General features: G+C 72.5%; 28 protein-coding genes and 1 pseudogene. 21 read left to right on the plus strand and 8 right to left on the minus strand.

Annotation, left to right across the window (positions count from 1 at the left end; all coding sequences use genetic code 11):
* From AC1DUQ_RS02520 to AC1DUQ_RS02545, 6 genes are all read left to right on the plus strand, one after another.
* A partial coding sequence (locus AC1DUQ_RS02520; protein ID WP_477073347.1) for an aminotransferase class V-fold PLP-dependent enzyme occupies positions 1-330 on the plus strand: 330 nt, incomplete at its 5' end.
* Positions 330-1,433: a tRNA 2-thiouridine(34) synthase MnmA gene (mnmA, locus tag AC1DUQ_RS02525; protein WP_477060442.1), complete on the plus strand. Its 1,104-nt coding sequence runs from the start codon at positions 330-332 to the stop codon at positions 1,431-1,433. The genes AC1DUQ_RS02520 and mnmA, both read left to right, overlap by 1 nt.
* Positions 1,430-2,452: a uroporphyrinogen decarboxylase/cobalamine-independent methonine synthase family protein gene (locus AC1DUQ_RS02530; RefSeq protein ID WP_477060443.1), complete on the plus strand. Its 1,023-nt coding sequence runs from the start codon at positions 1,430-1,432 to the stop codon at positions 2,450-2,452. The genes mnmA and AC1DUQ_RS02530 overlap by 4 nt, the downstream gene beginning before the upstream one ends.
* Before the next feature lie 2 nt (positions 2,453-2,454).
* A complete protein-coding gene (locus tag AC1DUQ_RS02535) occupies positions 2,455-2,817 on the plus strand; it encodes a hypothetical protein (protein WP_477060444.1) in 363 nt (120 codons plus the stop codon).
* A 39-nt stretch (positions 2,818-2,856) separates the two neighbouring features.
* Positions 2,857-5,037, plus strand: a complete 2,181-nt coding sequence (gene ligA, locus AC1DUQ_RS02540; RefSeq protein WP_477073348.1) for an NAD-dependent DNA ligase LigA — start codon at positions 2,857-2,859, stop codon at positions 5,035-5,037.
* A 1-nt stretch (position 5,038) separates the two neighbouring features.
* The gene (locus tag AC1DUQ_RS02545) at positions 5,039-6,319 is read left to right on the plus strand and encodes a GNAT family N-acetyltransferase (RefSeq protein WP_477060446.1); all 1,281 of its coding nucleotides are present in this window, start codon (positions 5,039-5,041) and stop codon (positions 6,317-6,319) included.
* Between the two features lies 1 nt (position 6,320).
* Here AC1DUQ_RS02545 and AC1DUQ_RS02550 read toward each other — a convergent pair whose 3' ends face one another.
* Complete coding sequence (locus tag AC1DUQ_RS02550; protein WP_477060447.1) at positions 6,321-6,977, minus strand: ThuA domain-containing protein; 657 nt, start codon at positions 6,975-6,977, stop codon at positions 6,321-6,323.
* 11 nt (positions 6,978-6,988) lie between these two features.
* Positions 6,989-8,158 (minus strand): ROK family protein, encoded by a 1,170-nt coding sequence (locus AC1DUQ_RS02555; RefSeq protein WP_477073349.1) that lies wholly within the window; start codon positions 8,156-8,158, stop codon positions 6,989-6,991.
* A gap of 108 nt (positions 8,159-8,266) precedes the next feature.
* On the opposite strand from AC1DUQ_RS02555, the gene AC1DUQ_RS02560 reads away from it, so the two are divergent.
* The 5 genes from AC1DUQ_RS02560 to AC1DUQ_RS02580 all read left to right on the plus strand — a co-directional run bounded on the left by AC1DUQ_RS02560 (position 8,267) and on the right by AC1DUQ_RS02580 (position 14,180).
* On the plus strand, positions 8,267-9,781 hold the full coding sequence (locus AC1DUQ_RS02560) for a sugar ABC transporter ATP-binding protein (RefSeq protein WP_477060449.1): 1,515 nt from the start codon (positions 8,267-8,269) through the stop codon (positions 9,779-9,781).
* Positions 9,778-10,827: an ABC transporter permease gene (locus AC1DUQ_RS02565; RefSeq protein ID WP_477060450.1), complete on the plus strand. Its 1,050-nt coding sequence runs from the start codon at positions 9,778-9,780 to the stop codon at positions 10,825-10,827. The genes AC1DUQ_RS02560 and AC1DUQ_RS02565 overlap by 4 nt, the downstream gene beginning before the upstream one ends.
* Before the next feature lie 53 nt (positions 10,828-10,880).
* Entirely contained in the window at positions 10,881-11,930 is a 1,050-nt protein-coding gene (locus AC1DUQ_RS02570; protein ID WP_477060451.1) for a substrate-binding domain-containing protein, read from the plus strand.
* 103 nt (positions 11,931-12,033) lie between these two features.
* Positions 12,034-13,176 (plus strand): Gfo/Idh/MocA family protein, encoded by a 1,143-nt coding sequence (locus tag AC1DUQ_RS02575; protein WP_477060817.1) that lies wholly within the window; start codon positions 12,034-12,036, stop codon positions 13,174-13,176.
* Positions 13,177-13,178: 2 nt separating this feature from the next.
* A complete protein-coding gene (locus AC1DUQ_RS02580; protein ID WP_477060452.1) occupies positions 13,179-14,180 on the plus strand; it encodes a sugar phosphate isomerase/epimerase family protein in 1,002 nt (333 codons plus the stop codon).
* 9 nt (positions 14,181-14,189) lie between these two features.
* Here AC1DUQ_RS02580 and AC1DUQ_RS02585 read toward each other — a convergent pair whose 3' ends face one another.
* Positions 14,190-14,558 (minus strand): VOC family protein, encoded by a 369-nt coding sequence (locus tag AC1DUQ_RS02585; RefSeq protein WP_477060453.1) that lies wholly within the window; start codon positions 14,556-14,558, stop codon positions 14,190-14,192.
* 67 nt (positions 14,559-14,625) lie between these two features.
* On the opposite strand from AC1DUQ_RS02585, the gene AC1DUQ_RS02590 reads away from it, so the two are divergent.
* Both AC1DUQ_RS02590 and AC1DUQ_RS02595 read left to right on the plus strand, forming a co-directional pair.
* Complete coding sequence (locus AC1DUQ_RS02590) at positions 14,626-15,063, plus strand: MarR family winged helix-turn-helix transcriptional regulator (protein ID WP_477060454.1); 438 nt, start codon at positions 14,626-14,628, stop codon at positions 15,061-15,063.
* Between the two features lie 29 nt (positions 15,064-15,092).
* Positions 15,093-15,506 (plus strand): pilus assembly protein CpaE, encoded by a 414-nt coding sequence (locus AC1DUQ_RS02595; protein ID WP_477060455.1) that lies wholly within the window; start codon positions 15,093-15,095, stop codon positions 15,504-15,506.
* Here the strand turns inward: AC1DUQ_RS02595 and AC1DUQ_RS02600 are convergent, their stop codons facing one another.
* The 3 genes from AC1DUQ_RS02600 to AC1DUQ_RS02610 all read right to left on the minus strand — a co-directional run bounded on the left by AC1DUQ_RS02600 (position 15,507) and on the right by AC1DUQ_RS02610 (position 17,163).
* Positions 15,507-16,238 (minus strand): PH domain-containing protein, encoded by a 732-nt coding sequence (locus AC1DUQ_RS02600; protein ID WP_477073350.1) that lies wholly within the window; start codon positions 16,236-16,238, stop codon positions 15,507-15,509.
* A gap of 1 nt (position 16,239) precedes the next feature.
* Positions 16,240-16,407: a hypothetical protein gene (locus AC1DUQ_RS02605; RefSeq protein WP_200938657.1), complete on the minus strand. Its 168-nt coding sequence runs from the start codon at positions 16,405-16,407 to the stop codon at positions 16,240-16,242.
* Positions 16,408-16,590: 183 nt separating this feature from the next.
* Entirely contained in the window at positions 16,591-17,163 is a 573-nt protein-coding gene (locus AC1DUQ_RS02610; protein ID WP_477060457.1) for a DUF5655 domain-containing protein, read from the minus strand.
* A gap of 46 nt (positions 17,164-17,209) precedes the next feature.
* Here AC1DUQ_RS02610 and gatC point away from each other — a divergent pair, with 46 nt between their 5' ends.
* The 4 genes from gatC (at position 17,210) to AC1DUQ_RS02630 (ending at position 21,130) form a co-directional block, all read left to right on the plus strand.
* Positions 17,210-17,509: an Asp-tRNA(Asn)/Glu-tRNA(Gln) amidotransferase subunit GatC gene (gatC, locus tag AC1DUQ_RS02615; RefSeq protein ID WP_056096944.1), complete on the plus strand. Its 300-nt coding sequence runs from the start codon at positions 17,210-17,212 to the stop codon at positions 17,507-17,509.
* A complete protein-coding gene (gene gatA, locus AC1DUQ_RS02620) occupies positions 17,506-19,017 on the plus strand; it encodes an Asp-tRNA(Asn)/Glu-tRNA(Gln) amidotransferase subunit GatA (protein ID WP_477060458.1) in 1,512 nt (503 codons plus the stop codon). The genes gatC and gatA overlap by 4 nt, the downstream gene beginning before the upstream one ends.
* A complete protein-coding gene (gene gatB, locus AC1DUQ_RS02625) occupies positions 19,014-20,510 on the plus strand; it encodes an Asp-tRNA(Asn)/Glu-tRNA(Gln) amidotransferase subunit GatB (RefSeq protein WP_477073351.1) in 1,497 nt (498 codons plus the stop codon). Before gatA ends, gatB begins: the two co-directional genes overlap by 4 nt.
* Positions 20,511-20,581: 71 nt before the next feature.
* Complete coding sequence (locus tag AC1DUQ_RS02630) at positions 20,582-21,130, plus strand: GNAT family N-acetyltransferase (RefSeq protein ID WP_477060460.1); 549 nt, start codon at positions 20,582-20,584, stop codon at positions 21,128-21,130.
* Between the two features lie 6 nt (positions 21,131-21,136).
* Here the strand turns inward: AC1DUQ_RS02630 and AC1DUQ_RS02635 are convergent, their stop codons facing one another.
* Positions 21,137-21,730 carry a TetR/AcrR family transcriptional regulator gene (locus tag AC1DUQ_RS02635; protein WP_477060461.1) on the minus strand — a complete coding sequence of 198 codons (594 nt, stop codon included), beginning with the start codon at positions 21,728-21,730 and terminating at the stop codon, positions 21,137-21,139.
* 102 nt (positions 21,731-21,832) lie between these two features.
* On the opposite strand from AC1DUQ_RS02635, the gene AC1DUQ_RS02640 reads away from it, so the two are divergent.
* Positions 21,833-22,837, plus strand: coding sequence for an ABC transporter permease (locus tag AC1DUQ_RS02640; RefSeq protein ID WP_477060462.1), 1,005 nt, complete (start codon positions 21,833-21,835; stop codon positions 22,835-22,837).
* On the opposite strand, the pseudogene AC1DUQ_RS02645 reads toward AC1DUQ_RS02640, so the two are convergent.
* Positions 22,834-24,115, minus strand: a pseudogene (locus AC1DUQ_RS02645) (cryptochrome/photolyase family protein). The gene AC1DUQ_RS02640 and the pseudogene AC1DUQ_RS02645 sit on opposite strands and share 4 nt — an antisense overlap.
* Positions 24,116-24,201: 86 nt before the next feature.
* Between AC1DUQ_RS02645 and AC1DUQ_RS02650 the strand changes: the two are divergent.
* The 3 genes from AC1DUQ_RS02650 to AC1DUQ_RS02660 all read left to right on the plus strand — a co-directional run.
* A complete protein-coding gene (locus AC1DUQ_RS02650) occupies positions 24,202-25,440 on the plus strand; it encodes a peptide MFS transporter (protein ID WP_477073352.1) in 1,239 nt (412 codons plus the stop codon).
* 27 nt (positions 25,441-25,467) lie between these two features.
* A complete protein-coding gene (locus tag AC1DUQ_RS02655) occupies positions 25,468-25,734 on the plus strand; it encodes a hypothetical protein (protein ID WP_477073353.1) in 267 nt (88 codons plus the stop codon).
* A 38-nt stretch (positions 25,735-25,772) separates the two neighbouring features.
* The coding region (locus tag AC1DUQ_RS02660) for a 4a-hydroxytetrahydrobiopterin dehydratase (protein WP_477073354.1) at positions 25,773-26,347 on the plus strand (575 nt) is incomplete at its 3' end.

The raw sequence follows: 26,347 nt of genomic DNA on the forward strand, positions 1-26,347 counted from the left end.
GTCCTGCGGGGTCCGCGGGACATCTCCCGGCGACTGCCCGCGAACGCGCACTTCACCTTCCCGGGCTGCGAGGGCGACTCCCTGCTCTACCTGCTGGACTCCGCCGGGATCGAGGCGTCGACCGGCTCCGCCTGCCAGGCCGGGGTCCCGCGGCCGAGCCACGTGCTGCTGGCGATGGGGGTCGACGAGCTCGCGGCGCGCGGCGCGCTGCGGTTCAGCCTGGGTCACACGTCGACGGTCGACGACGTCGAGGCGCTGCTCGCGGTGCTGCCCGGCGTCGTGGACCGCGCCCGCGCGGCCGGGCTCGCGACCGTCGGGGCGGGCTCCTGATGCGCGTCCTCGCAGCACTCTCCGGCGGGGTGGACTCGGCGGTCGCCGCGGCGCGCGCGGTCGACGCCGGGCACGACGTCGTCGGCGTGCACATGGCGCTGTCCCGCACCCGCGACCAGTTCCGCACCGGCTCGCGGGGGTGCTGCTCGATCGAGGACGCCGGCGACGCACGCCGTGCCGCGGACGTGCTGGGCATCCCGTACTACGTGTGGGACCTGTCCGAGCGCTTCGAGGAGACGGTGGTCGCGGACTTCGTCGCCGAGTACGAGGCCGGTCGGACCCCCAACCCGTGCGTGCGCTGCAACGAGCACATCAAGTTCGCCACCCTGCTGGACAAGGCCGTCGCGCTCGGGTTCGACGCCGTGTGCACGGGCCACTACGCGCGCATCGAGACCCGCGCCGACGGCACCCGGGAGCTGCACCGCGCGCGCGACCTGGCCAAGGACCAGTCCTACGTGCTCGCCGTGATGGGCCCGGAGCGGCTGGCGCGCTCGATGTTCCCGCTGGGCGACGTCGCCTCCAAGGAGGAGACGCGCGCCGAGGCAGCCGCCCGCGGGCTGTCGGTCTCCGCCAAGCCGGACTCCTACGACATCTGCTTCGTCGCGGACGGCGACACCCAGGGCTTCCTGCGCTCGCGGCTCGGGTCGCAGCCGGGCGAGATCGTCGACGCCTCGGGCACTGTGCTGGGCGCCCACGACGGCGCGTACGCGTACACCGTGGGGCAGCGCCGGGGGCTGTCGATCGGGCGGCCCGCCGCCGACGGGAAGCCTCGGTACGTGCTCTCGGTCGAGCCGGTGAACAACCGTGTCGTGGTCGGGTCCGCGGACGACCTGGCCGTGCGCAGCGTCGAGGCGGACCGGGCCGTGTGGTTCGCCGACGCGGACGGCTCCTTCGACTGCGCGCTGCAGGTCCGGGCGCACGGTGCCGCCGTGCCCGGCCGCGCGGTCGTGCGGGACGGCGTCGTCGAGATCGCGCTCGACGAGGCCGGTGCGCTGCGCGGCGTCGCCCCCGGGCAGTCGGCCGTGCTGTACGACGGCACCCGCGTGCTCGGTCAGGCCACCGTGACCGCAGCGCAGCGCGCCACCGCCGGCGTCACCCGGTGAGCGGGGGGCTGCCGGGCGTCACGGGCACAGGGCCGTGGCCCGGTCTCGACGTGCTCGAGGCGCAGACGGTGGTGGTCGGTGACCTCGTCGACACCCCGTCCGAGGTGGTCGGCCTCCCGTTCACGGTGACGCTCGCCGAACGCGGGCCGTGGAGCGATCGCGTCGGCCGGGCGTCCGCGCTCCTCGCCGAGCTGCCCACCGAGCTGGGACCGCACGGCTGGAAGCTCGCCGACCGGCCCAGCCGGGACCTCGCCCGGGCTCAGGCGTACGTGCGCGAGGACGTCGACGCGCTCGCGGTCGCCGGGCACGGGTGGAGCGGTCCGCTGGTCGTCCCCGTGCTGGGGCCGATGACGCTCGCCGCCTCGCTGTACCTCGCGCGCGGCGACCGGGTGGTCTCCGACGTGGGCGCCGTCCGCGAGCTCACCGCGTCGCTGGCCGCAGGCATCGCCGAGCACCTCGCGGCCATCCGCCGCTCCGTCCCCGGCGCCGAGCCGACCGTCCTCCTGCACGAGCCGCTGCTCGCCCAGGTGATGGCGGGCGTGCTGCCGTCGTTCTCCGGCTACTCCGCGCTGCGCTCGGTCCCCGGGCCGGTGGCCGCCGAGCGCATCGGCGCGGTGGCGCGCGCTCTGGACGGCGTGCGCGTGATCGTGCACGGCGGCACGGCATGGACCTCGCTCGGGGCGATCCGAGCCGCCGAGGTCGACGGGTTCGGGCTGGCCGTCACCGCGCTGGACGAGCGCAGCTGGGAGAAGGTCGCCGAGGTCGTCGAGGGCGGGCTCGCGTTCTGGCCCGAGCTGCCCCCGCAGGCGTCCTCCCAGTGCGCCGGTCCGGACGTGACCGGTCAGGCCGATACGCTCACCCGGCCGTGGCGGTCCGTGGGACTGGCGATGGCGGGGCTGCGCGACGTCGTGCTGCTGGCCGGTGACGTCACCGGCAAGGGCAGCCCGGACGACGCGCGCGCGGTGCTGGCCGGTCTGGTGCGCGCCGCCCGGATCGTGGCCGAACGAGCGGAGGACTGAGCGTGGCTGCAGCACAGCCGAGCGTGGCGCGCGCACTCGCGCTGCTGGTGGCGTCGGGGGCGGCGATCGTCGGCATGGTCCTGCTGGTCGTCTGCTACACCGGCATCGGCGTGACCACCCTGACCTCGCAGAACGACGACATGGATCCGTGCGTGGCGGCCTACTCGGCCGGCACCGACTCGGCGTCCGTGCGGTACACCGTCGTCCCGCCGCAGGCCATCTGCACGTGGGACGTCGCGGGGGAGCCGACGGAGGTCGTCGTGGCGTCGGCGTCGACAGCGCTCTTCGCCGTCGGGGCGGTCCTCGCGGTCGGTGGCGTGCTCACCAGCGTCGGGCTGCTGGTCGCTGCGCGGGTCCGCCGGTAGGTCGCCGCGCGTGTGGGTCCCGCGCGACATGATGTGACGGTGAGCAACGAGATCGACGACCCCGCCGCCACGCGTGAGATCCCCGCCGAGGCACGACACCGGTGGGCCGAGCTGGCCGGCCTGATCGAGGCGGACCAGTTCGCGTACTACATCCGCGACGCCCCGGTGTCGTCGGACAAGGAGTACGACGAGCGGCTGCGCGAGCTGACGGCCCTCGAGGACGAGCACCCCGGGCTGCGCACCCCGGACTCCCCGACGCAGCGGGTGGGCGGCACCTTCTCCACGGAGTTCGCGTCCGTCGAGCACGTGGAGCGGATGCTCTCGCTGGACAACGCGTTCTCCGACGAGGACATCTCCACGTGGGCCGGCCGGCTGCACCGGGACCTCGAGTCGGACGCCGCGCTGCACTACCTGTGCGAGCTGAAGATCGACGGGCTGGCCATCGCGCTGCTGTACGAGAAGGGCCGGCTGGTCCGGGCCGCGACGCGTGGGGACGGGCGCACCGGCGAGGACGTCACCCTGAACGTCCGGACCATCTCGACCATCCCCGACGTCCTCGGCGGGGACCCCGCGACGCACCCCGACCGCATCGAGATCCGCGGCGAGGTGTTCCTGCCGGTCGCGGCGTTCACCGAGCTCAACGCGTCCCAGGTCGAGGCGGGCAAGAGCCCGTTCGCCAACCCGCGCAACGCGGCTGCGGGCTCGCTGCGGCAGAAGGACCCGCGGGTCACCGCGTCCCGGGACCTGCGGATGTACGCGCACGGCATCGGCGCGCTCGTCTGGGGTGCCGGGCGGGGGACCGGGATCGAGCGGCAGTCGCAGGTGTACGACCTGCTGGCGTCGTGGGGCGTGCCGGTGTCCGGGCACACGCGGATCGTCGAGGGCCTCGACGGAGTGCGGGAGATGATCGCGTACTACGGCGAGCACCGGCACGACGTCGAGCACGAGATCGACGGCATCGTGATGAAGGTCGACGAGATCGCGCTGCAGCGCCGGCTCGGATCCACCAGCCGGGCGCCGCGATGGGCGATCGCGTACAAGTACCCGCCCGAGGAGGTGAACACCAAGCTCCTCGACATCCGCGTGAACGTCGGGCGCACCGGTCGCGTGACGCCGTACGGGGTGATGGAGCCGGTGTTCGTGTCGGGGTCCACCGTCGAGATGGCGACGCTGCACAACGCCAGCGAGGTCGCGCGCAAGGGCGTGCTCATCGGGGACACCGTGGTGCTGCGCAAGGCCGGGGACGTGATCCCTGAGATCGTCGGTCCGGTCGTCGACCTGCGCGACGGCACGGAGCGCGCGTTCGTCATGCCCACCGAGTGCCCCTCCTGCGGCACCCCGCTGGCGCCGGCCAAGGAGGGCGACGTCGACATCCGCTGCCCCAACCAGCGGTCCTGCCCGTCGCAGCTGCGCGAGCGGCTGTTCCACGTGGCCTCGCGCGGGGCGTTCGACATCGAGGCGCTCGGCTGGGAGGCCGCCAACGCGCTGCTCACCGCGGGCGTGGTCACCGACGAGGGCGACCTGTTCGCGCTCGATGCGGACGCGCTGCGCAAGGTCCCGCTGTTCACCCTGTCCACCAGCTCGAAGGTCGGCGGGGTGGTCCGCGGGGCAGGGGACCTGAACGCGACCGGGACGGCTCTGCTCGGCAACCTGGAGAAGGCCAAGCAGGCGGCGCTCTGGCGGGTGATCGTGGCCCTGTCGAYCCGGCACGTCGGTCCGACCGCGGCCCGCGCGCTCGCGCAGCACTTCGCGTCCATCCCGGCGATCGCGACGGCCACCGAGGAGGAGATCGGCGCAGCCGAGGGCGTCGGCCCGACGATCGCGTCCGCGGTCGTGGGATGGTTCGAGCAGCCTGGCGAGGACGACAAGTGGCACGCGGCGATCGTCGAGAAGTGGGCGGCGGCGGGCGTGCGGATGCAGGAGGAGCGCGACGAGTCGGCGCCGCGCACGCTCGAGGGGTTGACGGTCGTGGTCACCGGCGGGCTGGAGCGGTTCAGCCGCGACGGCGCCAAGGAGGCGATCCTGGCTCGCGGCGGCAAGTCGGCGGGGAGCGTGTCGAAGAAGACCGACTACGTGGTGGTCGGGGAGAACGCGGGATCCAAGGAGGCCAAGGCGCGCGAGCTCGGGCTGCGGATCCTCGACGAGGCCGGGTTCGAGCGGCTGCTGGCGGAGGGGCCCTCCGGCGTGGGAGACGCCGCGGCCGAACCCGCGGAGGCGTGAGGTGGCCGCAGGCGCCGTCGTGCGGGTGGCGGTCGGTCCGCAGGTGGCGGACGCCGGGGCGCTGACCGCGGAGGCGTACCTGGCCGACCGGCTGCTGGACGCGACCGACTCCTACGCGGACGAGCTGCGGGACGCCGAGCGGCGGGCACGCGAGGCGACCCTGCTGGTCGCCACGCTGCCCACGGACGACGGCGAGCCGGTGGTCGTCGGCACCGTGACGCTCGCGCCCTACGGCACGTCGTACGCGGAGATCGCCGAGCCGGGCGAGCTGGAGATCCGCATGCTCGCGGTCGCCCCGGAGGCGAGGCGGCGGGGGATCGCCGAGGTGCTCATGACCGCGGCGCTGCGCGAGGCGGTCGCCGGCGGGGCGAAGCGCGTGGTGCTCTCGACGCTCGACTCGATGGAGGCCGCCCAGCGGCTGTACGAGCGGCTCGGCTTCGTCGCGGTGCCGGAGCGGGACTGGGGGCACGTCGAGGTCCACCTGCGCGTGCACACGTGGACCCCGCCGGACGCGCCCGGTGCCCTGGTCGAGTCCGCGACGTGGCCGCCCGCGCGCGTGGTCGACCTGGACGGCTGGCGCGTGGGCCTCTCGGGCGGCCTGACCCGGCGGGCCAACAGCGTCCTGCCACTCGGCACGCCGTCCGACATCACCGCGACGCTCGACCGCGTCGAGGAGCTGTACGCGCAGGAGGGGCAGCCGTCGATCGTGCGCGTGTGCCGGGCGGCGCCGCGAGGTCTGGACGACCTGCTCGCCCTGCGCGACTACGAGGTGATGTCCCGTACCGACGTCCTGGTCCGCGAGCTGGACGGGATCGAGACTCCCCGCGGCACCGCCCGCACGGCCGCGGGGCCGGTGCGGATCTCGGTCGTCGACCGGCCCGACGACGCCTGGCTCGCTGCGTGGTCCGGTTCGAAGGCCCGGCTGCACGCCACCGGCGCAGCATCGGAGGCCGACGAGACGAGCCTGCGTCTGGCTCGCGCGGTGCTCGGCGGGGCGCCGGCGCTCTACCTCACCGCCACCGACCCCTCGGGGCTGGTCGGCGTGGTCCGCGCCGCGTTCGCGGAGGAGTGGGTCGCCCTGTCCTGCCTCGTCGTCGCGCCGGCTGCCCGTCGCCACGGGCTGGGTCGGGCACTCACCGTGCGGGCCCTCGGGGAGGCTGCCCAGCGGGGGGCGCGACGGGCGTTCCTGCAGGTCGAGGCCGAGAACACGGCCGCGGCGGCGCTCTACTCCGGCCTCGGGTTCCAGCCGGCCGAGCGGTACGTCTACCGGGAGCGCGGCTGACTCACCGGCTGGCCCACAGCAGGCCGCGCTCGATGATCGTCCGCACGGCGGGCACCTCGAGGTCGGCCAGCAGGTGTCCGGGTGCGCAGACGAACACGCGACCGGCGCCCCAGCGGCGGGTCCAGACGGCCGGCGACGTGACGGGCGCGTGCCAGGGGTCGTCGGGCCCGGGAGCGATCGTCGTCGTGGCGAGGACGTCGTTGAGCGGGTCGGTGAGCAGCCAGTACTGCTCGGAGCGCAGCGTGAAGTCGTGGACTCCCGCGACGATCGGGTGGTCGCCGGTGATGTTGATCGTGTGCTCGACCAGCGCGCCGCCCGGGTGTGCCGCGAACTGGCCGCCCACCAGCTGCAGGTAGTCGGTGGCGATCCGGAACGAGTCGATGATCCCGCCGTGCCAGCCGGCGAACCCCGTGCCCGCAGCGACGGCGGTGCGCAGGCCGCGGAGCTCGTCGGCCAGGATGTCGCCCATGGTCCAGCACTGCACCACCAGGTCGGTCGCGGCCATGAGCTCGGCGTCCGCGTAGGCCTCGAGCGATCCCTCCACGACGACGTCGAAGTCGTGCTCCCGCAGGAACGGCACGAAGAGCTCGGCGGCCTCCTCGGGCGCGTGCCCGTCCCATCCGCCCCGGACGACGAGGGCTCGACGTTGATCGGTCACGGCGGGGTCTCCTAGCTGATCAGGGCGTCGATGGCGGCGGCGGACAGCACGTGCTCGGAGGCCATGGCGGAGGCGCCGAGCACTCCGGCGCGGCCCTTGGTGCGGGACGCGACGATGCGCAGGTGCTGGGTGGCCAGCGGCAGCGAGCGACGGTAGACGACCTCGCGGATGCCTGCCAGCAGGTGCTCGCCCGCCTCGGCCACGACGCCGCCGATGACGATGACCGACGGGTTGAGCATGCTCACGCACGCGGCGAGCACCTCGCCGATGTGCCGACCGGCCTCGCGCACCTCGCGGCTGGCGTCCAGGTCGCCGGCGCGCACCAGCGCGACGACGTCGGCGCTCGTCGTGGCGTTCTTCAGGGCGCTCGCGATGGCAGGTCCGCTGGCGACCGCCTCGAGGCAGCCGGTGTTCCCGCACCGGCAGGGCAGGTCCAGGCCGCCCGGCACGGCGATGTGCCCGAGGTCGCCGGCCGCGCCCTGGGCGCCGCGACGGATCTGGCCGTCGGAGATGATCCCGGCGCCGATGCCCGTCGCGACCTTGACGAAGAGCAGGTGGTCGACGTCCGGCCACTGCGACGTGTGCTCGCCGAGCGCCATCACGTTCACGTCGTTGTCCACCAGCACGGGGACGCGCAGCTTGCGGGACAGGAGCGCGGGGACGTCCGCGTCGTCCCACCCGGGCATGATCGGCGGGTTGATGGGCCGGCCGGTCGAGTGCTCGACGGGACCGGGCAGGCCGACGCCCACGCTGACGAGGTCGCTGACCGGCCGGCCAGCGGTGGCCAGCAGGTCGACGCCGACCTCGACGACACGGTCGAGCACCGGCGCCGGACCCTCGGCGATCGCGATGGGCTCGTGGTGCTCGGCCAGCACGGTGCCCACCAAGTCGGTCAGGGCGAGGCGGGAGTGCGTGGCACCGAGGTCGACCGCGAGGACCACCCGGGCCGCCGGGTTGAACGCGAAGGTGGCGGGCGGACGGCCGCCGGTGGAGCTGGCCTCGCCCGCGGGCGCGACGAACCCGGAGGACAGCAGGAGGTCGACGCGGGCGGCGATCGTGGAACGCGCTTGCCCGGTGAGCGTGGCCAGGTCGGAGCGCGTGCGCGGCTGGCGGTCACGGAGGAGCTGGAACATCTCCCCGGCGCCCGTCGGCCGGGGAGCGAACTTGAGGAGCTCGTCCATGCGCACAGTGAACCATTCCGCCTTACGTAGGTCACGTTCACGTAACCATGACACAGCAGTGGCGACTTTTGCTTGACCAGCGGCAGAAGTGGTTCTACGTTCCTGCTCATGGTCAACGAGGACCCGCCGCTGCTGCAGATGCGCGGCATCGTGAAGCAGTTCCCGGGAGCCCGGGCGCTGGACGGCGTCGACCTGGAGATCCGGGCGGGCGAGGTCCACTGCCTGCTGGGCCAGAACGGCGCGGGCAAGTCCACGCTCATCAAGGTGCTCGCCGGCGCCCACCAGCCGACCGAGGGCGAGATCCTCCTGGACGGGCAGCCGGTCACCATCGCGCACCCCGTCGCGGGCCTCAAGCTCGGCATCGCGACGATGTACCAGGAGCTCGACGTCGTCGACGGGCTCTCCGTCGCGGAGAACATCTACCTCGGCCACGAGCTGGCCACCGCCGGGTTCTCGCAGCGACGCGCGGCGACGGCCAGCACGCGGGCGCTCCTGACCCGCCTCGGCCACGGTGACATCTCGCCCCACCGTGAGGTCGGCCGGCTCTCGGCCGCGGGCAAGCAGATCGTCAGCATGGCGCGCGCCCTCTCGCACGACGCCCGGGTGATCGTCATGGACGAGCCGTCGGCCGTGCTGGACGCCGAGGAGGTCACCAACCTCTTCCGCGTGGTCCGCGAGCTCACCGCGTCCGGTGTCGCCGTCGTCTACATCTCGCACCGCCTCGACGAGATCCGCCAGATCGGCGACCGCATCACGGTCCTCAAGGACGGGCGGACGGTCGCGACCGGGCTCCCGGCGGCGCAGACACCGACCGCCGAGCTCATCAAGCTCATGACCGGCCGCACCGTGGAGTACGCCATCCCGCCGCGGCCGGCCGTGGCCGACGACGCCCCCACGGTGCTGCGGGTCGAGGGGCTCGCGCTGCGCGGAGCGTTCACCGACGTGTCGTTCCAGGTCCGCGCCGGTGAGGTGATCGGGCTCGCCGGGCTTGTCGGGTCGGGACGCACCGAGATCCTCGAGACCGTCTTCGGCGCGCGCAGGGCGACGGCCGGCACGGTGCACGTCGGGGAGGACCAGCTGCGCGCCGGCTCCGTGAGCGACGCGGTGGCCGCCGGCATCGGGCTCTGCCCCGAGGAGCGCAAGAGCCAGGGCCTGATCCTCGACGAGCCGGTGTACCGGAACATCACGCTCTCCACGTTCACGCGCAACGCCACCGCGTCGTTCCTCGACGAGGGCGCCGAGCGGCGCATCGCGCGCGAGCAGATCGACGCGCTCGACGTCCGGCCGTCGGACCCCGAGCGCAGCGCGCGCACCCTGTCCGGCGGCAACCAGCAGAAGGTTCTCCTCGCTCGCTGGCTCGTGCACGGCTGCACGGTGCTGCTCCTCGACGAGCCCACGCGCGGCGTCGACGTCGGCGCCCGCGCCGAGATCTACGCGCTGATCGCCGACCTGGCCGCCCAGGGTGCCGCCGTGGTGGTCGTGTCCAGTGACATCCCGGAGGTGATCGGCCTGTCCGACCGCGTCCTGGTGATCTCCGAGGGTCGGGTGGTCCACGAGGGACCCGCGTCCCGCATCGACGAGCACCGCGTGCTCGATCTCGTCATGGAAGGAAGTGCCGCGTGAGCGACCAGGACCTGACAGTCCCCGCCGCCGACGAGTCCGCTCGGGTGGAGCAGGTGGCCAAGGCCGGGGAGACGTCTCGTGGGGGACTCCTCCAGGGAGCCACCGGGCGCAACCTCGGCCTGGTCATCGCCCTCGTGGCGATCTGCGTCTTCGGCGTCATCACCGCCGGCGAGCGGTTCGCCAGCATCGACAACCTCCTCACCATCCTGCGGCTCGCGTCGGTGCTCGGGGTGATCAGCATCGGGATGACCTTCGTCATCACCGGTGGCGGCATCGACCTGTCCGTCGGCTCCGTCATCGGGCTGGCGTCGGTGTGGGCCTCCACGCTGGCCACGCAGACCATGGCGGAGGACTTCCACTGGACGATCATCGTGCTCTGCGCGCTCGGCGTCGGCATCGGCGCGGGACTGATCAACGGCGTGCTCATCGCGTACGGGAAGGTGGTCGCGTTCATCGCGACGCTGGCCATGCTCGTGTCCGCCCGCGGCCTGGCGGAGATCATCGCCAGACGGCAGACCCAGATCGTCAAGGTCGACCCGTTCCTCGACTTCTTCCGGTCGTCGCCCATCGGCGTGCCGATGCTCGTGTGGATCTTCGTTCTGGTGTCCGTCGCCGGCTGGATCCTGCTGAACCGCACCACGTTCGGTCGCCGCACCATCGCGGTCGGCGGCAACCCCGAGGCCGCACGGCTGGCGGGTATCAAGGTCAAGCGCCACACGATGTACCTGTACGCGCTGTGCGGTCTCACGGCCGGCATCGGCGGCGTCATGATGCTCGGCCGCACCACGGCCGGCAGCTCCACCAACGGCCAGCTTTACGAGCTCGACGCCATCGCCGCCGTGGTCGTCGGCGGCACCCTGCTCATCGGCGGCCGCGGCACCATCGTCGGCACCTTCCTGGGCGTCCTGATCTTCACGACGCTCAGCAACGTGTTCACGCAGAACAACCTGTCCATCTCGGCGCAGGCCATCGCCAAGGGCGTGATCATCGTCGTCGCCGTGCTGCTCCAGCAGCGCATCGCCGAGCGCTCCCGCGCCGGAACCTGACCTCTCCCCGCTCTGCCCCCCGCACCACGCCCGTCCGATCAAGGAGGATCGTCATGTCTGTACAGCTCCGCCGGAAGTGGCTCGCAGCCGCCGGCACCGCTGCCGCCCTCGCACTCGTCGTCGGCTGCACGTCCAACACACCCGAGGCCGAGGACACCGGCACCGCGCAGGCGCCGGCGGCCGCAGCCACCGGCAACGACGAGCCCGGCGACAAGGTCGTCATCGGCTTCTCCGCCCCGGCGGCCGACCACGGCTGGATGGGCTCGATCACCAAGTCGGCCGTCGCCGAGGCCGCCAAGTACTCCGACGTCGAGCTGGTGCAGGCCGAGGCCACCAACGACGTCAACCTGCAGATCAGCCAGATCGAGCAGTTCATCAACGACGGGGTCGACGCGATCGTCCTGCTGCCGTTCGACGGCGCCGCCCTCACCGAGGTCGCCATCAAGGCCATGCAGGCCGGCATCGTCGTCGTCAACGTCGACCGCGAGTTCGAGGACTCCGACGCCGCCCGCACGACGATCCTCGGCGACAACTACGGCATGGGCGTCAGCGCCGGTGCGTACATCTGCGGCGAGCTGGGCGGGAACGCCGACGCCAAGGTCGCGGAGATCGCCGGCATCGACTCGCTGCCCCTGACGCAGGACCGCAGCCGCGGCTTCTCCGACGCGCTCGCTGCCTGCGGGCTCGAGGTGAGCAACCGCGTCGCGGCCGACTTCACGGTCCAGGGCGGCGAGGCCGCAGCGGCCAACCTGCTGCAGGCGGCGCCGAAGCTCGACGCCATCTGGAACCACGACGACGACCAGGGTGTCGGCGTCATGGCCGCCATCGAGAACGCCGGTCGCGACGAGTTCTTCATGGTCGGCGGCGCCGGCTCCAAGAACGTCATGGAGGCCATCCAGGCCGACGACACCGTCCTCAAGGCCACGGTCATCTACCCGTCCACCCAGGCCGCGGACGGCATCAAGCTGGCCCGGCTGCTCGTGCAGGGCAAGTCGATGAGCGACCTGGTCGAGGTCGAGGTGCCGCGCACGATCCAGCTGTTCGCCCCCGTGGTGACCAAGGACAACGTCGAGCAGTACCTGCCGACCGCGTTCGAGTCCTGACCAGCCTGACCCGTCCGGGCGGGCTGTTCCGCAGCGGCCCGCCCGGACCCACAGGACTCGAGGAGGAGTCGTGACACAAGCAGTCCCGCGCCTGGGCATCGGCATGGTCGGGTACGCGTTCATGGGCATCGCGCACTCGCAGGCCTGGCGCAACGCCCCCCGGTTCTTCGACCTGCCGCTGCACCCGGACATGGCGGCCGTTGCCGGCCGCGACGCCGCCGCGGTGACCGCCGCGGCCGCGAGGCTGGGGTGGTCCAGCACCGAGACGGACTGGAAGGCCCTCGTCTCCCGGGACGACATCGACCTCGTCGACATCTGCACCCCGGGCGACACCCACGCCGAGATCGCGATCGCCGCGCTCGAGGCGGGCAAGCACGTGCTGTGCGAGAAGCCGCTCGCCAACTCGGTCGAGGAGGCCGAGGCGATGGTCCGCGCCGCGCAGAGCGCCCCCGGGCTGGCGATGGTCGGCTTCACGTACCGTCGCGTCCCCGCCATCCAGCTGGCCCGCACGCTCGTCGCGGACGGGCGCATCGGCACGGTCCGGCACGTGCGCGCGCAGTACCTGCAGGACTGGATCGCGGACCCGCAGGCGCCTCTGTCGTGGCGGCTGGACAAGCAGAAGGCCGGCTCGGGGGCGCTCGGGGACATCGGCGCGCACATCATCGACCTCGCGCAGTTCGTCACGGGCGAGTCCGTCACGGGTGTCTCGGCCGTGCTGGAGACGTTCGTGAAGGAACGTCCGGTCGCCTCGGAGCACTCCGGCCTGCACGGCACGGCGGGCAGCGAGACCGGTCCGGTGACGGTCGACGACGCGGCGATCTTCCTGGGCCGGATGTCCGGCGGGGGACTGGCGACCTTCGAGGCCACCCGCTTCGCGTGGGGCCGCAAGAACGCGATCCGGCTCGAGATCAACGGCTCGGCGGGCTCGCTCGCGTTCGACTTCGAGGACATGAACGTCCTGCACTACTTCGACGCGTCACAGCCCGCGTGGGAGGCCGGGTTCCGGCGGATCGTCGTCACGGAGCCCGAGCACGCCTACGTGGCAGCCTGGTGGCCCGCGGGTCACGGTCTCGGGTACGAGCACGCGTTCACGCACCAGGCGGTGGACCTGATCACGGCGATCGCGTCGCGTCGGCAGCCCGAGCCGAGCTTCGCCGACGGGCTCGCGGTGCAGCGGGTGCTCGACGCCGTGGAACGGTCCGCGGCCGACAACAGCACGTGGACATCCGTGGCGAAGGAGAGCTGACCATGGCGCGACCGATCACCCTGTTCACCGGCCAGTGGGCGGACCTGCCGTTCGAGGAGGTCGCGCGGCTGGCCAGCGGCTGGGGGTACGACGGCCTCGAGATCGCGTGCTGGGGCGACCACCTGGATCCGTGGCGCTGGGACGACGAGGAGTACGTCGCCGGCAAGCTCGCGCTGCTGGAGAGGTACGGCCTGAAGGTCTACGCGATCTCCAACCACCTCAAGGGCCAGGCGGTCTGCGACGACCCCATCGACCAGCGGCACCGCGACATCCTGCCCGACGTCGTCTGGGGGGACGGCGACCCGGAGGGCGTCCGGCAGCGGGCGGCCGAGGAGATGAAGCACACGGCCCGGATCGCCGCGAAGCTGGGCGTGAAGACCGTCGTGGGGTTCACCGGGTCGAGCATCTGGAAGTACGTCGCGATGTTCCCGCCGGTCTCGCAGGAGGCCGTCGACGCGGGCTACCAGGACTTCGCCGACCGGTGGAACCCGATCCTCGACGTGTTCGACGAGGTGGGCGTGCGGTTCGCGCACGAGGTGCACCCCAGCGAGATCGCCTACGACTACTGGACGACCGTGCGGACCCTGGAGGCCATCGGCCACCGCGAGGCGTTCGGGCTGAACTGGGACCCCAGCCACTTCATCTGGCAGCAGCTGGACCCGGTCGACTTCATCCTCGAGTTCCGTGACCGGATCTACCACGTGGACTGCAAGGACGTGAAGCTCCGGCTGGGCAACGGCCGCAACGGGCGGCTGGGCTCGCACCTGGCGTGGGCAGACCTGCGCCGCGGGTGGGACTTCGTGTCCACCGGACGCGGCGACGTGCCCTGGGAGGCGTCGTTCCGGGCGCTCAACTCCATCGGGTATGACGGGCCGATCTCCGTGGAGTGGGAGGACGCGGGGATGGACCGGCTGCTGGGTGCTCCCGAGGCGCTGGAGTTCGTGAAGCGCAACGCGTTCGACCCGCCGGCCGCGTCGTTCGACGCCGCGTTCAGCACCCGCTAGGTCTCAGTCTCAGCCCCGGTCGTGGAGCGTGACGTGGTACCCGTCCGGGTCGGCGAACGTGAACGTGCGACCGAACGGTCCGTCGACCGGGGCGGACGCGATCGGCACCCCCGCCGCGACGAGCGCGTCGTGGATCTCCTGCGCGTCCGGTGCGTGCAGCCAGACGGCCGTGCCGAGCCCGGGTTGCGCGGTCGCGTCGAGGTCGACCCCCGGTGCGACCTCGCGCACGGCGAACGCGATCGGGCGGGTGTCGAACACCACGGCGTGCGGTGGGCTGAACGCCGCGCGGACCACGCCGAGGAACCGCTCGTAGAAGGCGGCGGAGCGCTCGAGGTCACGCACCTGCAGGGAGACGAAGTCGGGGCCGGTGACGGGCATGGTGAGCTCCTGGGATCGGGATTCGTGTCAATTAACTGACATCGTCAGGCTATGTCAGACTACTGACATGGGTCAAGGCGTGGAGCTCGAGACGTCGATCGGCTACCTGCTCAAGGAGGCGTCGAGCGTCCTGCACGCGGCGATGGACGCCGTGCTGCGTCCGCTGGACATGACGATCACGCAGTACTCGTGCCTGGAGCTGCTCGCGCAGCGGCCCGGACTGTCGAGCAGCGACCTCGCCCGCGGCGCGTTCGTGTCCCGGCAGTCGATGAACGTGCTCCTGCAGCAGATGGCGAGGGACGGTCTGGTCTCGCGCGCCGAGCTGGCGCCGGTGGGGCGGGTCCTGCCGACGGAGATCACGGTGCTGGGGCGCGAGCGGCTGGCACGCGCGAGCGCCGCGGTCGCCGCGGTGGAGTCCCGGATGATCGGGGCGCTGCCCGCGGGGGACCGTGCCGAGCTGAGGCGGTTGCTGCGGGAGTGCGTCGCGGCGCTCGCCGAAGGGTGATCATCAGGACGCGGGCRGATACTTGATCGATGATCTCCGTCGCGCGCGCCCAGCAGCTCCACGAGGCCGGGCTGAGCTGGCACCCCCGACCCGGTGACCGGTTCGCCGTCCGGACGCTCGAGGACCAGGTGTTCACCATCTCGGACATGGTGGTGGAGCCGCACGAGTACCCGACCGGCACCGTCCTGGGCTTCAACGGGACCACCGAGTGGGCGCTCGACTCGGTCGCGCAGGAGGACGCGCTGTGGCTGCCGCGCGAGGACCAGCTGCGCGAGCTGCTGGGTGGCACGTTCCGGAGCCTGGCGCGGTCCACCGACGGGCAGTACGGGGTGGTCATCGAGCACTCGGGCCGGCCGGAGCGCCTGTTCACCGGGGACACGGCCGCGGACGCCTACGCGCAGGCGCTGCTCGCGTTGGTAGCCGCCGCGATCGAGCGGGTCTAGTCAGTCGTCGTAGCGGCGGACGGGGTCCTCGACCGGGACGTAGGTGCCGGTGTCCCCGGACACCGCCCACCCCGGGCCGTCGTCGCGCGTGGTCGCCCGCGGCGGGATGCGGATCGGCTGGGTGTCTCCCGGCCGGTGCTCGCGGATGGCCGGCCAGGCAGGACGCCCCTCAGGCACGGGCTGGCGCACCGCGACGGACGGTGGCCTCACGTGCGGCGACTGGGTGGGCGTGAAGATGATCGCGCAGAGCTCGCGGTAGGTGGCGTCGGGATCGGCCACCCATGCGATGCGCCCCAGTGCCTGGTCCTGTCCGGCGGACTCCAGCAGGAACTCCCCGTAGCCGAGGATGCGACCGGGGATGGACCGGGAGTACCGCATGTCGGTGACCTTGACCAGCGGCATCATCGAGACCTTGTGCGTGATGAGCCCGTAGAGCATGAGCATCCGCTTGTCGGTGGCGACGAGCCACTCGTTGCGCCAGTCGAGCACCCGCCAGGCCAGGCGGGCCAGCACGGCGAGCCACAGCCACCAGAGCCACGCCGACCGGTCGCCGACGGCGGTGCCGGCCACGTCGACGAGCCACGCCACGAGCACGAAGGCGACGAGCGTGGTGAGGGTGGGCTCCAGGAGCTTGGCCCAGTGGGACCGGCGCGTCAGGACGACGCGCTCGCCGGGCAGCACGTACTTGCGCAGGGTCCGGTGCCCCGCCAGGGTCTGCTCGACGGTGCCCATGTCACTCGGTCAGGTTGGAGAAGAACTGACCGAAGCTGGAGAACGCGCTGACGATGATGTCCCAGAGGGCGCGCACGAGGTCGGCGGCGCGGTCCGGGCTGGTGACGATGGCGTACACGAGGAAGATCGCGATGATCCAGAAGAGGGCGGTCTTGAGCTTCGGTGGCATGGGCGGCCTCGCAGGGGCGTCGTCGGGGGCGCGTGGCCCTGTCGGGGGAGCACGGTCGGGAGCAGGCGGCGGATCGGACCCGCGGGGCAGGGGCCGGCCACGCACCACCAGTCTCGGCAAATCGTACTTACCGGGCGGCGTCGATCGGGGAGCACACACCGGGGAAAGTGAACGCCTGTCCGACTATCCGTTCTGCTCGTAGGCGGCGCGCAGCAGCCCGAGCAGGTCGCCGACCTGGGAGACGTCGGTGACGGCGACCCGGTGCGTCGCCGAGCCGGGCGCCTTCGCGGGGACGAGGCGGGGGTCGTCGGGCGGGTCGACGAACCGCAGACCGACGTCGACGCGCGTGGCCGTGGTCGCGGCGACGGCGGCGAACTGGCGGGCGCGGACGAAGGGCACGTAGGTCGACCGGCCCTCCCGGCGCACGTCGTCGCCCAGCGCGAGCAGGGCGCGCTCGAGCGCGTCGTAGATCGGCCGCAGCCCGGCCGTGCGGCCCGTGTACTGCATCTCGACGTAGCCGTCCACGTCCGGACGCTCCCACCCCGCTCGCTCGGCGACCTCGAACGCGATCGTCCACTGGGTGTTCTGCGGGACGCCGTGCACGTCCTTGAGCCAGCGCCGGACAGCGTTCTGGTCGAGCGGGTCGACGCCGCTGGTGTCGTGCACCAGGGTCGCCCACTCGTCGAGGGTGCGGCCGGTGCGGTCCGCCATGCTCGCGGTGACCGCGGCCCGCATGTCGTCGGGACTCGTCGCCATGCTGCCCAGCGTAGGGAGCCGGTCCCCAACGTCTAGACTCCGAGCCATGTCCACCCTCTCTCGCGACGAGGTCGCGCGCGTGGCGGGCCTGGCACGGATCGACCTCACGCCGGCGGAGCTCGACCGCCTCGCGGGCGAGCTCGACGTCATCGTCGAGTCGGTCGCCCGCGTGAGCGAGATCGCCACGCCCGACGTGCCGGCCACCAGCCACCCCCTGCCGCTGACCAACGTGTTCCGCCCCGACGTCCTCGTGGAGCCGGTCGACCGCGACCTGGTGCTCGCGGCCGCGCCCGAGCACATCGACGGCAAGTTCGCGGTCCCGCAGATCCTGGGGGAGGACGCGTGAGCGACCTGACGCGCATCTCCGCGGCGGCCCTGGCCGAGAAGCTCACCGCGAAGGAGGTGTCCAGCGTCGAGGCGACGCAGGCGCACCTCGACCGGATCGCCGACGTGGACGGTGCGATCCACGCGTTCCTGCAGGTCAGCGGAGATGCCGCGCTCGCCACGGCAGCCGACGTCGACGCGCGCCGCGCTGCCGGGGAGTCGCTGCACGCGCTCGCCGGCGTGCCGATCGCGGTCAAGGACGTCGTCGTCACCAAGGGCCTGGCGACCACCGCCGGCTCGAAGATCCTCGAGGGCTGGATCCCGCCGTACGACGCGACGCTGGTCGAGCGGATCAAGGCCGCGGGCCTGCCGATCCTCGGCAAGACCAACATGGACGAGTTCGCCATGGGSTCGTCCACCGAGCACTCCGCGTACGGCAACACGCACAACCCGTGGGACCTGGACCGGATCCCCGGCGGGTCCGGGGGCGGGTCCGCCGCGGCGGTCGCCGCGTACGAGGCACCCCTCGCGATCGGCACCGACACGGGCGGCTCGATCCGCCAACCGGCCGCCGTCACCGGCACGGTCGGCGTCAAGCCCACCTACGGCGGGGTGTCCCGGTACGGGCTCATCGCGCTGGCGTCGTCGCTGGACCAGGCCGGTCCCGTCACGCGCACGGTGCTCGACTCGGCGCTCCTGCACGAGCTCATCGGCGGGCACGACCCGCGCGACTCCACGTCCATCGACGAGCCGCTGCCCGCGCTCGTCGCCGCGGCCCGCCAGGGCGCGAACGGCGACCTGTCCGGCGTGCGCGTCGGAGTCATCCGCGAGCTGCAGGGCGAGGGCTACCAGCCGGGGGTGCTCGCACGGTTCGAGGAGTCGCTGGAGCTGCTGCGCGGCGCGGGCGCCGAGATCGTCGAGGTCTCCTGCCCGCACTTCACCTACGCGCTCGCGGCCTACTACCTGATCCTCCCGGCCGAGGCGTCCAGCAACCTGGCCAAGTTCGACGGCATGCGCTTCGGCCTGCGGGTCGTCCCCGAGGACAACCCCACCGCGGAGCGCGTCATGTCCGCGACGCGCGGCCAGGGCTTCGGCGACGAGGTCAAGCGCCGGATCATCCTCGGCACCTACGCGCTGTCGGCCGGCTACTACGACGCCTACTACGGCTCGGCGCAGAAGGTCCGCACGCTCATCCAGCGCGATTTCACCGCCGCGTTCGAGGCCGCAGACGTGCTGGTCTCGCCGACGGCGCCGACCACCGCGTTCAAGCTGGGCGAGAAGCTGGACGACCCGCTGGCGATGTACCTCAACGACGTCGCGACGATCCCCGCCAACCTCGCCGGCGTCCCCGGGCTGTCGCTGCCCAGCGGCCTGTCCGACGACGGCCTGCCGGTCGGGTTCCAGGTGCTGGCCCCGGCGAAGGCCGACGACCGGCTGTACCGCGTGGGTGCGGCGCTCGAGGCGCTGCTGGAGAACGAGTGGGGCGGACCTTTGCTCAGCAAGGCTCCCGAGCTGGAGGTCGGACGATGAGCGCGCTGGTCGACTACGACGACGCGGTGGCCCGCTACGACACGGTCATCGGCATCGAGGTGCACGTCGAGCTCGGCACGAAGACCAAGATGTTCGACGGTGCGCCGGCCGGGTTCGGCGAGGAGCCGAACACCTCGGTCACGCCCGTCTCGCTGGGGCTCCCGGGCTCGCTGCCGGTGGTCAACGGCAAGGCCGTCGAGTACGCGATCCGSATCGGSCTSGCGCTGAACTGCTCGATCGCCGAGACGTGCCGGTTCGCCCGGAAGAACTACTTCTACCCGGACGTGCCCAAGAACTTCCAGACGTCGCAGTACGACGAGCCCATCGCGTACGAGGGCTGGGTCGACGTCGAGCTGGACGACGGGAGCATCTTCCGCGTCGAGATCGAGCGCGCGCACATGGAGGAGGACGCCGGCAAGAACACCCACATCGGCGGCTCCGACGGGCGCATCCACGGCGCCGAGTACTCGCTGGTCGACTACAACCGCGCGGGCATCCCGCTGGTGGAGATCGTCACCAAGCCGATCACCGGCGCGGGCGCGCGGGCCCCCGAGGTGGCGCGCGCGTACGTGCAGACCCTGCGGGACCTGTTCCGGGCGCTCGAGGTCTCCGAGGCGCGGATGGAGCGCGGCAACGTGCGCGCCGACGTGAACGTGTCGATCCGCCCGACGCCCGAGTCGCCGCTGGGCACCCGCACCGAGACCAAGAACGTCAACTCGTTCCGGTCGGTGGAGCGGGCCGTGCGCTACGAGGTCAGCCGGSAGGCGGGCGTGCTCGACGACGGCGTCGCGATCATCCAGGAGACCCGCCACTGGCACGAGGACACCGGCACCACCGCCTCCGGCCGCGTGAAGTCGGACGCCGAGGACTACCGGTACTTCCCGGAGCCCGACCTGGTCCCGATCGCCCCCGACCGCGCATGGGTCGAGGAGATCCGGGCCTCGCTGCCCGAGCTGCCCGCAGCCCGTCGCCGCCGGCTGCAGGGGGAGTGGGCGTACGCCGACGCCGAGATGCGTGACGTGGTCAACGCCGGCGCCGTGGAGCTCATCGAGACCACGATCGCGGCGGGTGCGAGCCCTGCCGCCGCGCGCAAGTGGTGGATGGGCGAGCTGGCCCGCACGGCAAAGCAGCAGGAGGTCGAGCTGGCGGACCTGCCGGTGACCCCGACGCAGGTCGGGCAGCTGCAGAAGCTGGTCGACGACGGCCGGATCAACGACAAGCTGGCCCGCCAGGTGCTCGAGGGCGTGCTGGCCGGCGAGGGTGACCCGGAGGAGGTGCTCGTCGCGCGCGGCCTCGAGGTCGTGTCCGACGACGGTCCGCTGCTCGAGGCCATCGACGCGGCGCTCGCGGCGCAGCCCGACATCGCGGAGAAGATCCGGTCCGGCAACCTCGGACCGGTCGGCGCCATCATCGGCGCGGTCATGAAGGCGACCCGCGGGCAGGCCGACGCGGGTCGCGTGCGCGAGCTGCTGCTGGAGCGGATCGGTTCCTAGCCACCCCCGTGGCCCCCCACGTCCCCGCCATACCCGGGCCGTAGCGTTCGCCGCGGCGACAGGAGGCACCGATGGAGAAGCCCACGCTCCAGGGCGAGATGATCGTGCTCCGACCCATCCGGGCGGACGACGCGGACGCGGTGTGGGAGTCGGTGAGCGACCCCGACGGGCGGCGGCTGACCGGCACCACGGCGGTGTTCACCCGTCCGGAGATCGATGCCTGGTGCGCCTCGGTGGGTTCCGCCGAGGGCCGGATCGACCTCGCGGTGACCGTGAACGGCGCGGACGAGTACCTGGGCGAGATCGTGCTCAACGACATCGACGACGTGGTGCTCTCCGCCAACCTGCGGCTGGCGATGCGTCCGGGCTACCGCGGCCGCGGGTACGGCACGGAGGCGATCCAGCTCATGCTCGGGCTCGCCTTCGACGGGCTCGGCCTGCACCGGGTGGAGCTGGACGTGCTGAGCATCAACGCGCGCGCCAAGTCCCTGTACGAGAACCTCGGGTTCCGCATCGAGGGTCGCAAGCGCGACGCGTACCGCGACGGCGAGGGCTGGTGCGACGGCATCCTCATGGGGCTGCTCGAGGACGAGTTCCGGGCGAGCCAGATCCCGACGTAGGCGGGTCTACTGCGGCAGGTACTTCTCGACGCTGGCCAGGTACGCCTCCGCGTCGAAGTCCGGCACCATCGCCGACTGCACCACGAAGCCCTGCACCGCGGCGATCAGCAGCGGGACCTGCTCGGCGGCGAGGGCGTCGGCGTCGTCGGGCGGGGTGCCGTGGGTGCGCTGGTGCCAGAGCGACGTGTATCGCTCGAGCGCCCCGCGCAGGCGCACGATGACGTCGAACGCCACGGTGCGCACCGCCGGGTCGGTGACCCCTTCACCCCAGAGCTGCAGCATGATCGCGGGGTTGCCGATCGCGTCAAGCATGCCGCCGATGAGCACGCGGGGGATCGTGGGCGGCGCTGGCAGGGGATCGCGTTCCGCCAGCCGCTCGACGTCGAGGATCCGGTTGCCGACGACGCGGGACGCCACGTCGACGATGATCGCGTCCTTGCTCGCGTAGTGCCCGTAGATCGCGCCGGCGGAGAGCCCGGACTCGGCGATGATCTCCGCCATCGACGTGGCCTGGAACCCCTTGCGGCGGAAAGCCCGCAGCGCGGCCTCGGCGATCTCGTCCCGGCGGGCGACGCGGTACTCCTCGGTGACCTTGGGCACGAGGCAGCATAAAAACGAATGATCGTTCTTGACAACTGCGACACGCGGGGACGACGATCGTCTAGAAGAACGAACGTTCGGTTTAGACGAGAGGACCCTGTCATGCACGCGCAGCCCCACACCCCGTGGCGTCGCCTCCTCGGCCTGGGGGTCGGCCTCGCCGGCGCCCTCACCGTGCTGGTGCTCGCCTTCCTGTGGCCGGCGGTCACCTCCGAGCCGCACGACYTGCCGGTCGCCGTCGCCGGGCCGGCTGCCGCAGTCGTGCCCTTCACACAGGCGCTCGAGGAGCGCGCCCCAGGCGTGTTCGACGTCGTCACCGCGCAGGACCGCACCTCTGCGGTCGACCTCGTGCAGACGCGCGAGATCTACGGCGCGGTCGTGCTCGGCGCGCAGCCGGAGATCCTCACCGCGTCGGGCGGGAGCCCGCTCGTCGCGCAGCAGCTCACCGCCCTCGCCCCCGCCCTGCAGGCGCAGGTGGGTGCGCCGGTCCCAGTGACCGACGTGGTGCCCCTGCTGGAGGGGGACCCTCGCGGCGCCATCCTCGGCGCGGTCACGTTCCCGCTGGTGATCGGCGGCATGATCGGCGGCATCGCGATCTCGCTGGGGGTCGTCGGCGTGTGGCGTCGGGTGACCGCGGTCGTCGGGTACTCGGTCCTGGGCGGGTTCGCGGTCGCGGGCGTGCTGCAGGGGTGGTTCGGGGCGCTGGCCGGCTCGTACGCGGTGAACGCGGGGATCGTCGCGCTCGCGATCCTGGCGATCGCCGGGGTGATCGTCGGGTGCGTGTCGGTGGTCGGCCGTGCCGGGATCGCGATCGGTCCGGTGCTCTTCCTGCTCGTCGCCAACCCGATCGCGTCCGCCGCGCAGCCGTGGCAGATGCTGCCGGCGCCGTGGGGAGCGATCGGCCAGTGGATGCCCCCCGGCGCAGCAGCCGCCCTGCTGCGCGACGAGTCGTACTTCCCGCGCGCGGACACCACCCAGCTCTGGGTCGCGCTGGCGTCGTGGGCGGTCCTCGGCCTCCTGCTCGCCACGGTCGGACACTTCCGCGACACGGGCGCCGCGACCCACGAGGCGCTCGAGGAGGCCGCCCCGGAGCTCGTCGCGGCCTAGCCTCCGCGGCCGCGGTGGAAGTCGTCGAGGGCGACCTTGCGCTCCGCCGCGTGGTCCACGATCGGGTCCGGGTAGTCCTCGGGCGCCTCGAGCCCCAGCGTCCACGGCTGGTGCACGGCGCGCCCGGGGATCCCGCGCAGCTCCGGCACCCACTGCCGCACGTACGAGCCGTCGGGGTCGAACTTCTGGCCCTGCGTCACGGGGTTGAACACCCGGAAGTACGGTGCGGCGTCCCGGCCGGTGCCGGCCACCCACTGCCAGTTGAGCTGGTTCTGCGGCACGTCGCCGTCCACCAGCCAGTCCATGAAGTGCTGCGCACCCCGCTGCCAGCGCACGTGCAGGTCCTTGACCAGGAACGATGCCACCACCATGCGGACCCGGTTGTGCATCCAGCCGAGCGCGCGGAGCTGGCGCATTCCCGCGTCGACGAACGGGTACCCGGTCCGGCCGTCCACCCAGGCGGTGAACGCGGCGTCCCCGTCGTCCCACGAGTCCTCCGGGACCACGGTCCGCAGCGACCGCCGCGCCGCGCCGGGGTGGTGCCAGAGCACGTCGGCGTGGAACTCGCGCCACGCCAGCTCGGACCGGAAGGTCGCCGTGTCGAACGGCGCCTGCGCCAGGTCGGCGAGGAGCGTCCGCGGGTGCAGCTCCCCGTACTTGAGCGGGATGGAGAGCATCGACGTGCCGTCGAGGTCGGGCCGGTCGCGCAGGGTGCCGTACTCCTCCAGGCCGTCCCGCAGGTACTCCGACCAGCGCGCGTGGGCGGCGTGCTCCCCGGCCGGGGGGAGCCGGACGTCCGTCGCCGGGTTCGCGGGGACGCCGTCGGAGGGGAGGTCGGCCCACGGGACGCGCTGCGGTCGTCGCGCCGGGGCGGACCAGCCGTGGTCCAGCCAGGCACCGCGGAACGGGGTGAACACCTGGAACGGGGTGCCCGCCTGCGTGCTCAGCCGACCGGGCGCCACCGCGTACGGCGAGCCGGTGCGGACCAGGGGGACGTCGAGCGCGCGTTCGACCGCCTCGTCGCGACGCCGGCCGTACGGCTCGGTCGCTGCCGTGACGCCGGACGACGAGGCGGCCGTCGAGCGCCTCGTCGAGCGCCAGAAGGCTGCGCGCGAGGTAGGCCAGCCGCGGTGCGCCCGCCGAGCGCCAGAGGGCCGGATCGACGACGAAGAGCGGCACGATCTCGTCGTCGGCGGCCCGCGCCTCCTCGACGGCGGCGAGCAGCGCGGGGTTGTCCGCGAGCCGCAGGTCGCGGCGGAACCAGTGGATCGAGGGCACCCGGCGACGGTAGCCGGGGGACCGCCGCGCCGCCGCCCGAGCGCCCGGGGGTGGTGGCTCGCGGGGTGCGAGGCCACGATGGGCCCATGAGCGACGCGAACGCGGGGGGCTCGGCGCCGGCTCGCAAGGTGGACACGCTGCCCGGCGACCGGGCCTTCTTCGGTCAGCCGATGGGTCTGTTCACCCTGTTCGGGACCGAGCTGTGGGAGCGGTTCAGCTACTACGGGATGCGCGCCATCCTGCTGTTCTACCTGACCGACACCCTGGCCAACGGCGGCCTCGGGATCGAGCAGACGTCGGGCGAGGCGCTCGTCGCCATCTACGGCTCGTCGGTCTACCTGCTGTCGGTGCTCGGCGGTTGGCTGGCTGACCGGGTGATCGGTGCACGGCGGTCGGTGCTCTACGGCGGCATCATCATCGCCGCGGGCCACGTGGCGCTCACGGTCCCGTCGGCCGGCTTCTCCTACCTCGGCATCGTCCTGGTCGCGCTGGGTACCGGCCTGCTGAAGCCCAACGTCTCGAGCATGGTGGGCGAGCTGTACGACCGGGAGGACCCGCGTCGCGACTCGGGCTTCTCGATCTTCTACATGGGCATCAACATCGGCTCGCTCGCGGCGCCGTTCCTGGTCGGTGCCGCCCGGGCGGTCGGCGGGTACCACTGGGGCTTCGCCGTCGCGGCGATCGGCATGGCGATCGCGCTCGTGTTCTTCGTGCTCGGACGCAAGTACCTGGGCGGCGCCGGGGACGTCCCACCGAACCCGCTGACGCCGCAGGACCGCCCGGGCGTGGTCCGGCTCTTCGCCGCCGTGCTGGTGGGGATCGCGGCGGCGGTCGCCCTCGCCTGGCTGGTCCAGGGCGGGTTCGGCCTGCCGACGTTCATCGACGCGATCTCCTACCTCGCTTTCGCCGCGCCCGTCGCGACGTTCATCGTCATGTTCCGGTCGCCCAAGGTGAACGACCACGAGCGGACCCGACTGCGCGCCTACATCCCGCTGTTCGTCGCGGCCATGATCTTCTGGATGATCTTCGAGCAGGCGGCGAGCACGTTGGCGTCGTACGCGCAGGACAACACCGAGCTGACGATCTTCGGCACGGCGGTGTCGCCGGAGCTGTTCCAGTCCATCAACCCGGCCGCGATCATCCTGCTGGCGCCGGTGTTCGCGTGGCTGTGGATCAAGCTCGACGACCGCCCGCCGACCGCGGTGAAGTTCGCGCTCGGGCTGACGTTCGCGGCGCTGAGCTTCGTGTTCCTGGCGGGTGCCTCGTGGCTGGCGGACGGCGGCAAGACCCCCGCGTGGGTGCTCGTGGTGGTCTACGTCATCTAGACGATCGGTGAGCTGTGCCTGTCCCCGGTGGGCCTGGCCGCGACCACCCTGCTGGCCCCGAAGGCGTTCCGTGGGCAGGCGATGGCGCTGTGGTTCCTCGCGCCGTCGGCGGGCAACGCGATCGCCGCGCAGGTCATCCAGTCCACGCCGGACGCCAGCCCGGCGGCGTACTTCGGCACCATCGGGCTCATCGCGCTCGTGTTCGCCGGGGCGATGTTCGCGCTCGCCCCGTGGGTCACCCGGCACATCCGGGCCGGGGCGGACTCGGCCGAGGAGGCGGCCCTGCAGCACTGACCGCGACGCGTGTGGGCGTCCGGTGGCAGGGTGGACGGATGGCTGACACCACCCTCCTGCGTCACTCCGACGTCACGGCCGCGGTCGACTCCCGGCACTGGCGCGTACTCCTGCAGTCGCTGCGCGCGACGTTCGCGACCCCCGACTTCAGTACCGCCGCGGCGTTCGTCGCCCGGATCGCGGCGGCCGCCGACGCGGCGAACCACCACCCCGACGTCGTCCTGCGCTGGGGACAGGTCACCGTGACCACCACGAGCCACGACGCCGGCGGGCTGACCCAGCGCGACGTCGACCTGGCCGCCACCGTGAGCGCGCTGGCCGACGAGCTCGGGGTGACCGGCGACGTCCCGCGCAGCGAGATGCTTGAGATCGCCGTCGACGCGCTCGACATCCCGGCGGTGCGGCCGTTCTGGGCGGCCGTGATGGGGTACGACCTGACCGCCGCGGAGGATCTGGTGGACCCGGCGGGGATCGGGCCGTCGATCTGGTTCCAGCAGATGGACTCGCCCCGTCCGCAGCGCAACCGGATCCACTTCGACGTGATCGTGGCGCACGACCAGGCGGAGGCGCGGGGGGCCGCGGCGGTGGCCGCGGGCGGCCACCTGGTCAGCGA

Source organism: Cellulomonas sp. P4_B5_2 (assembly GCF_056402235.1).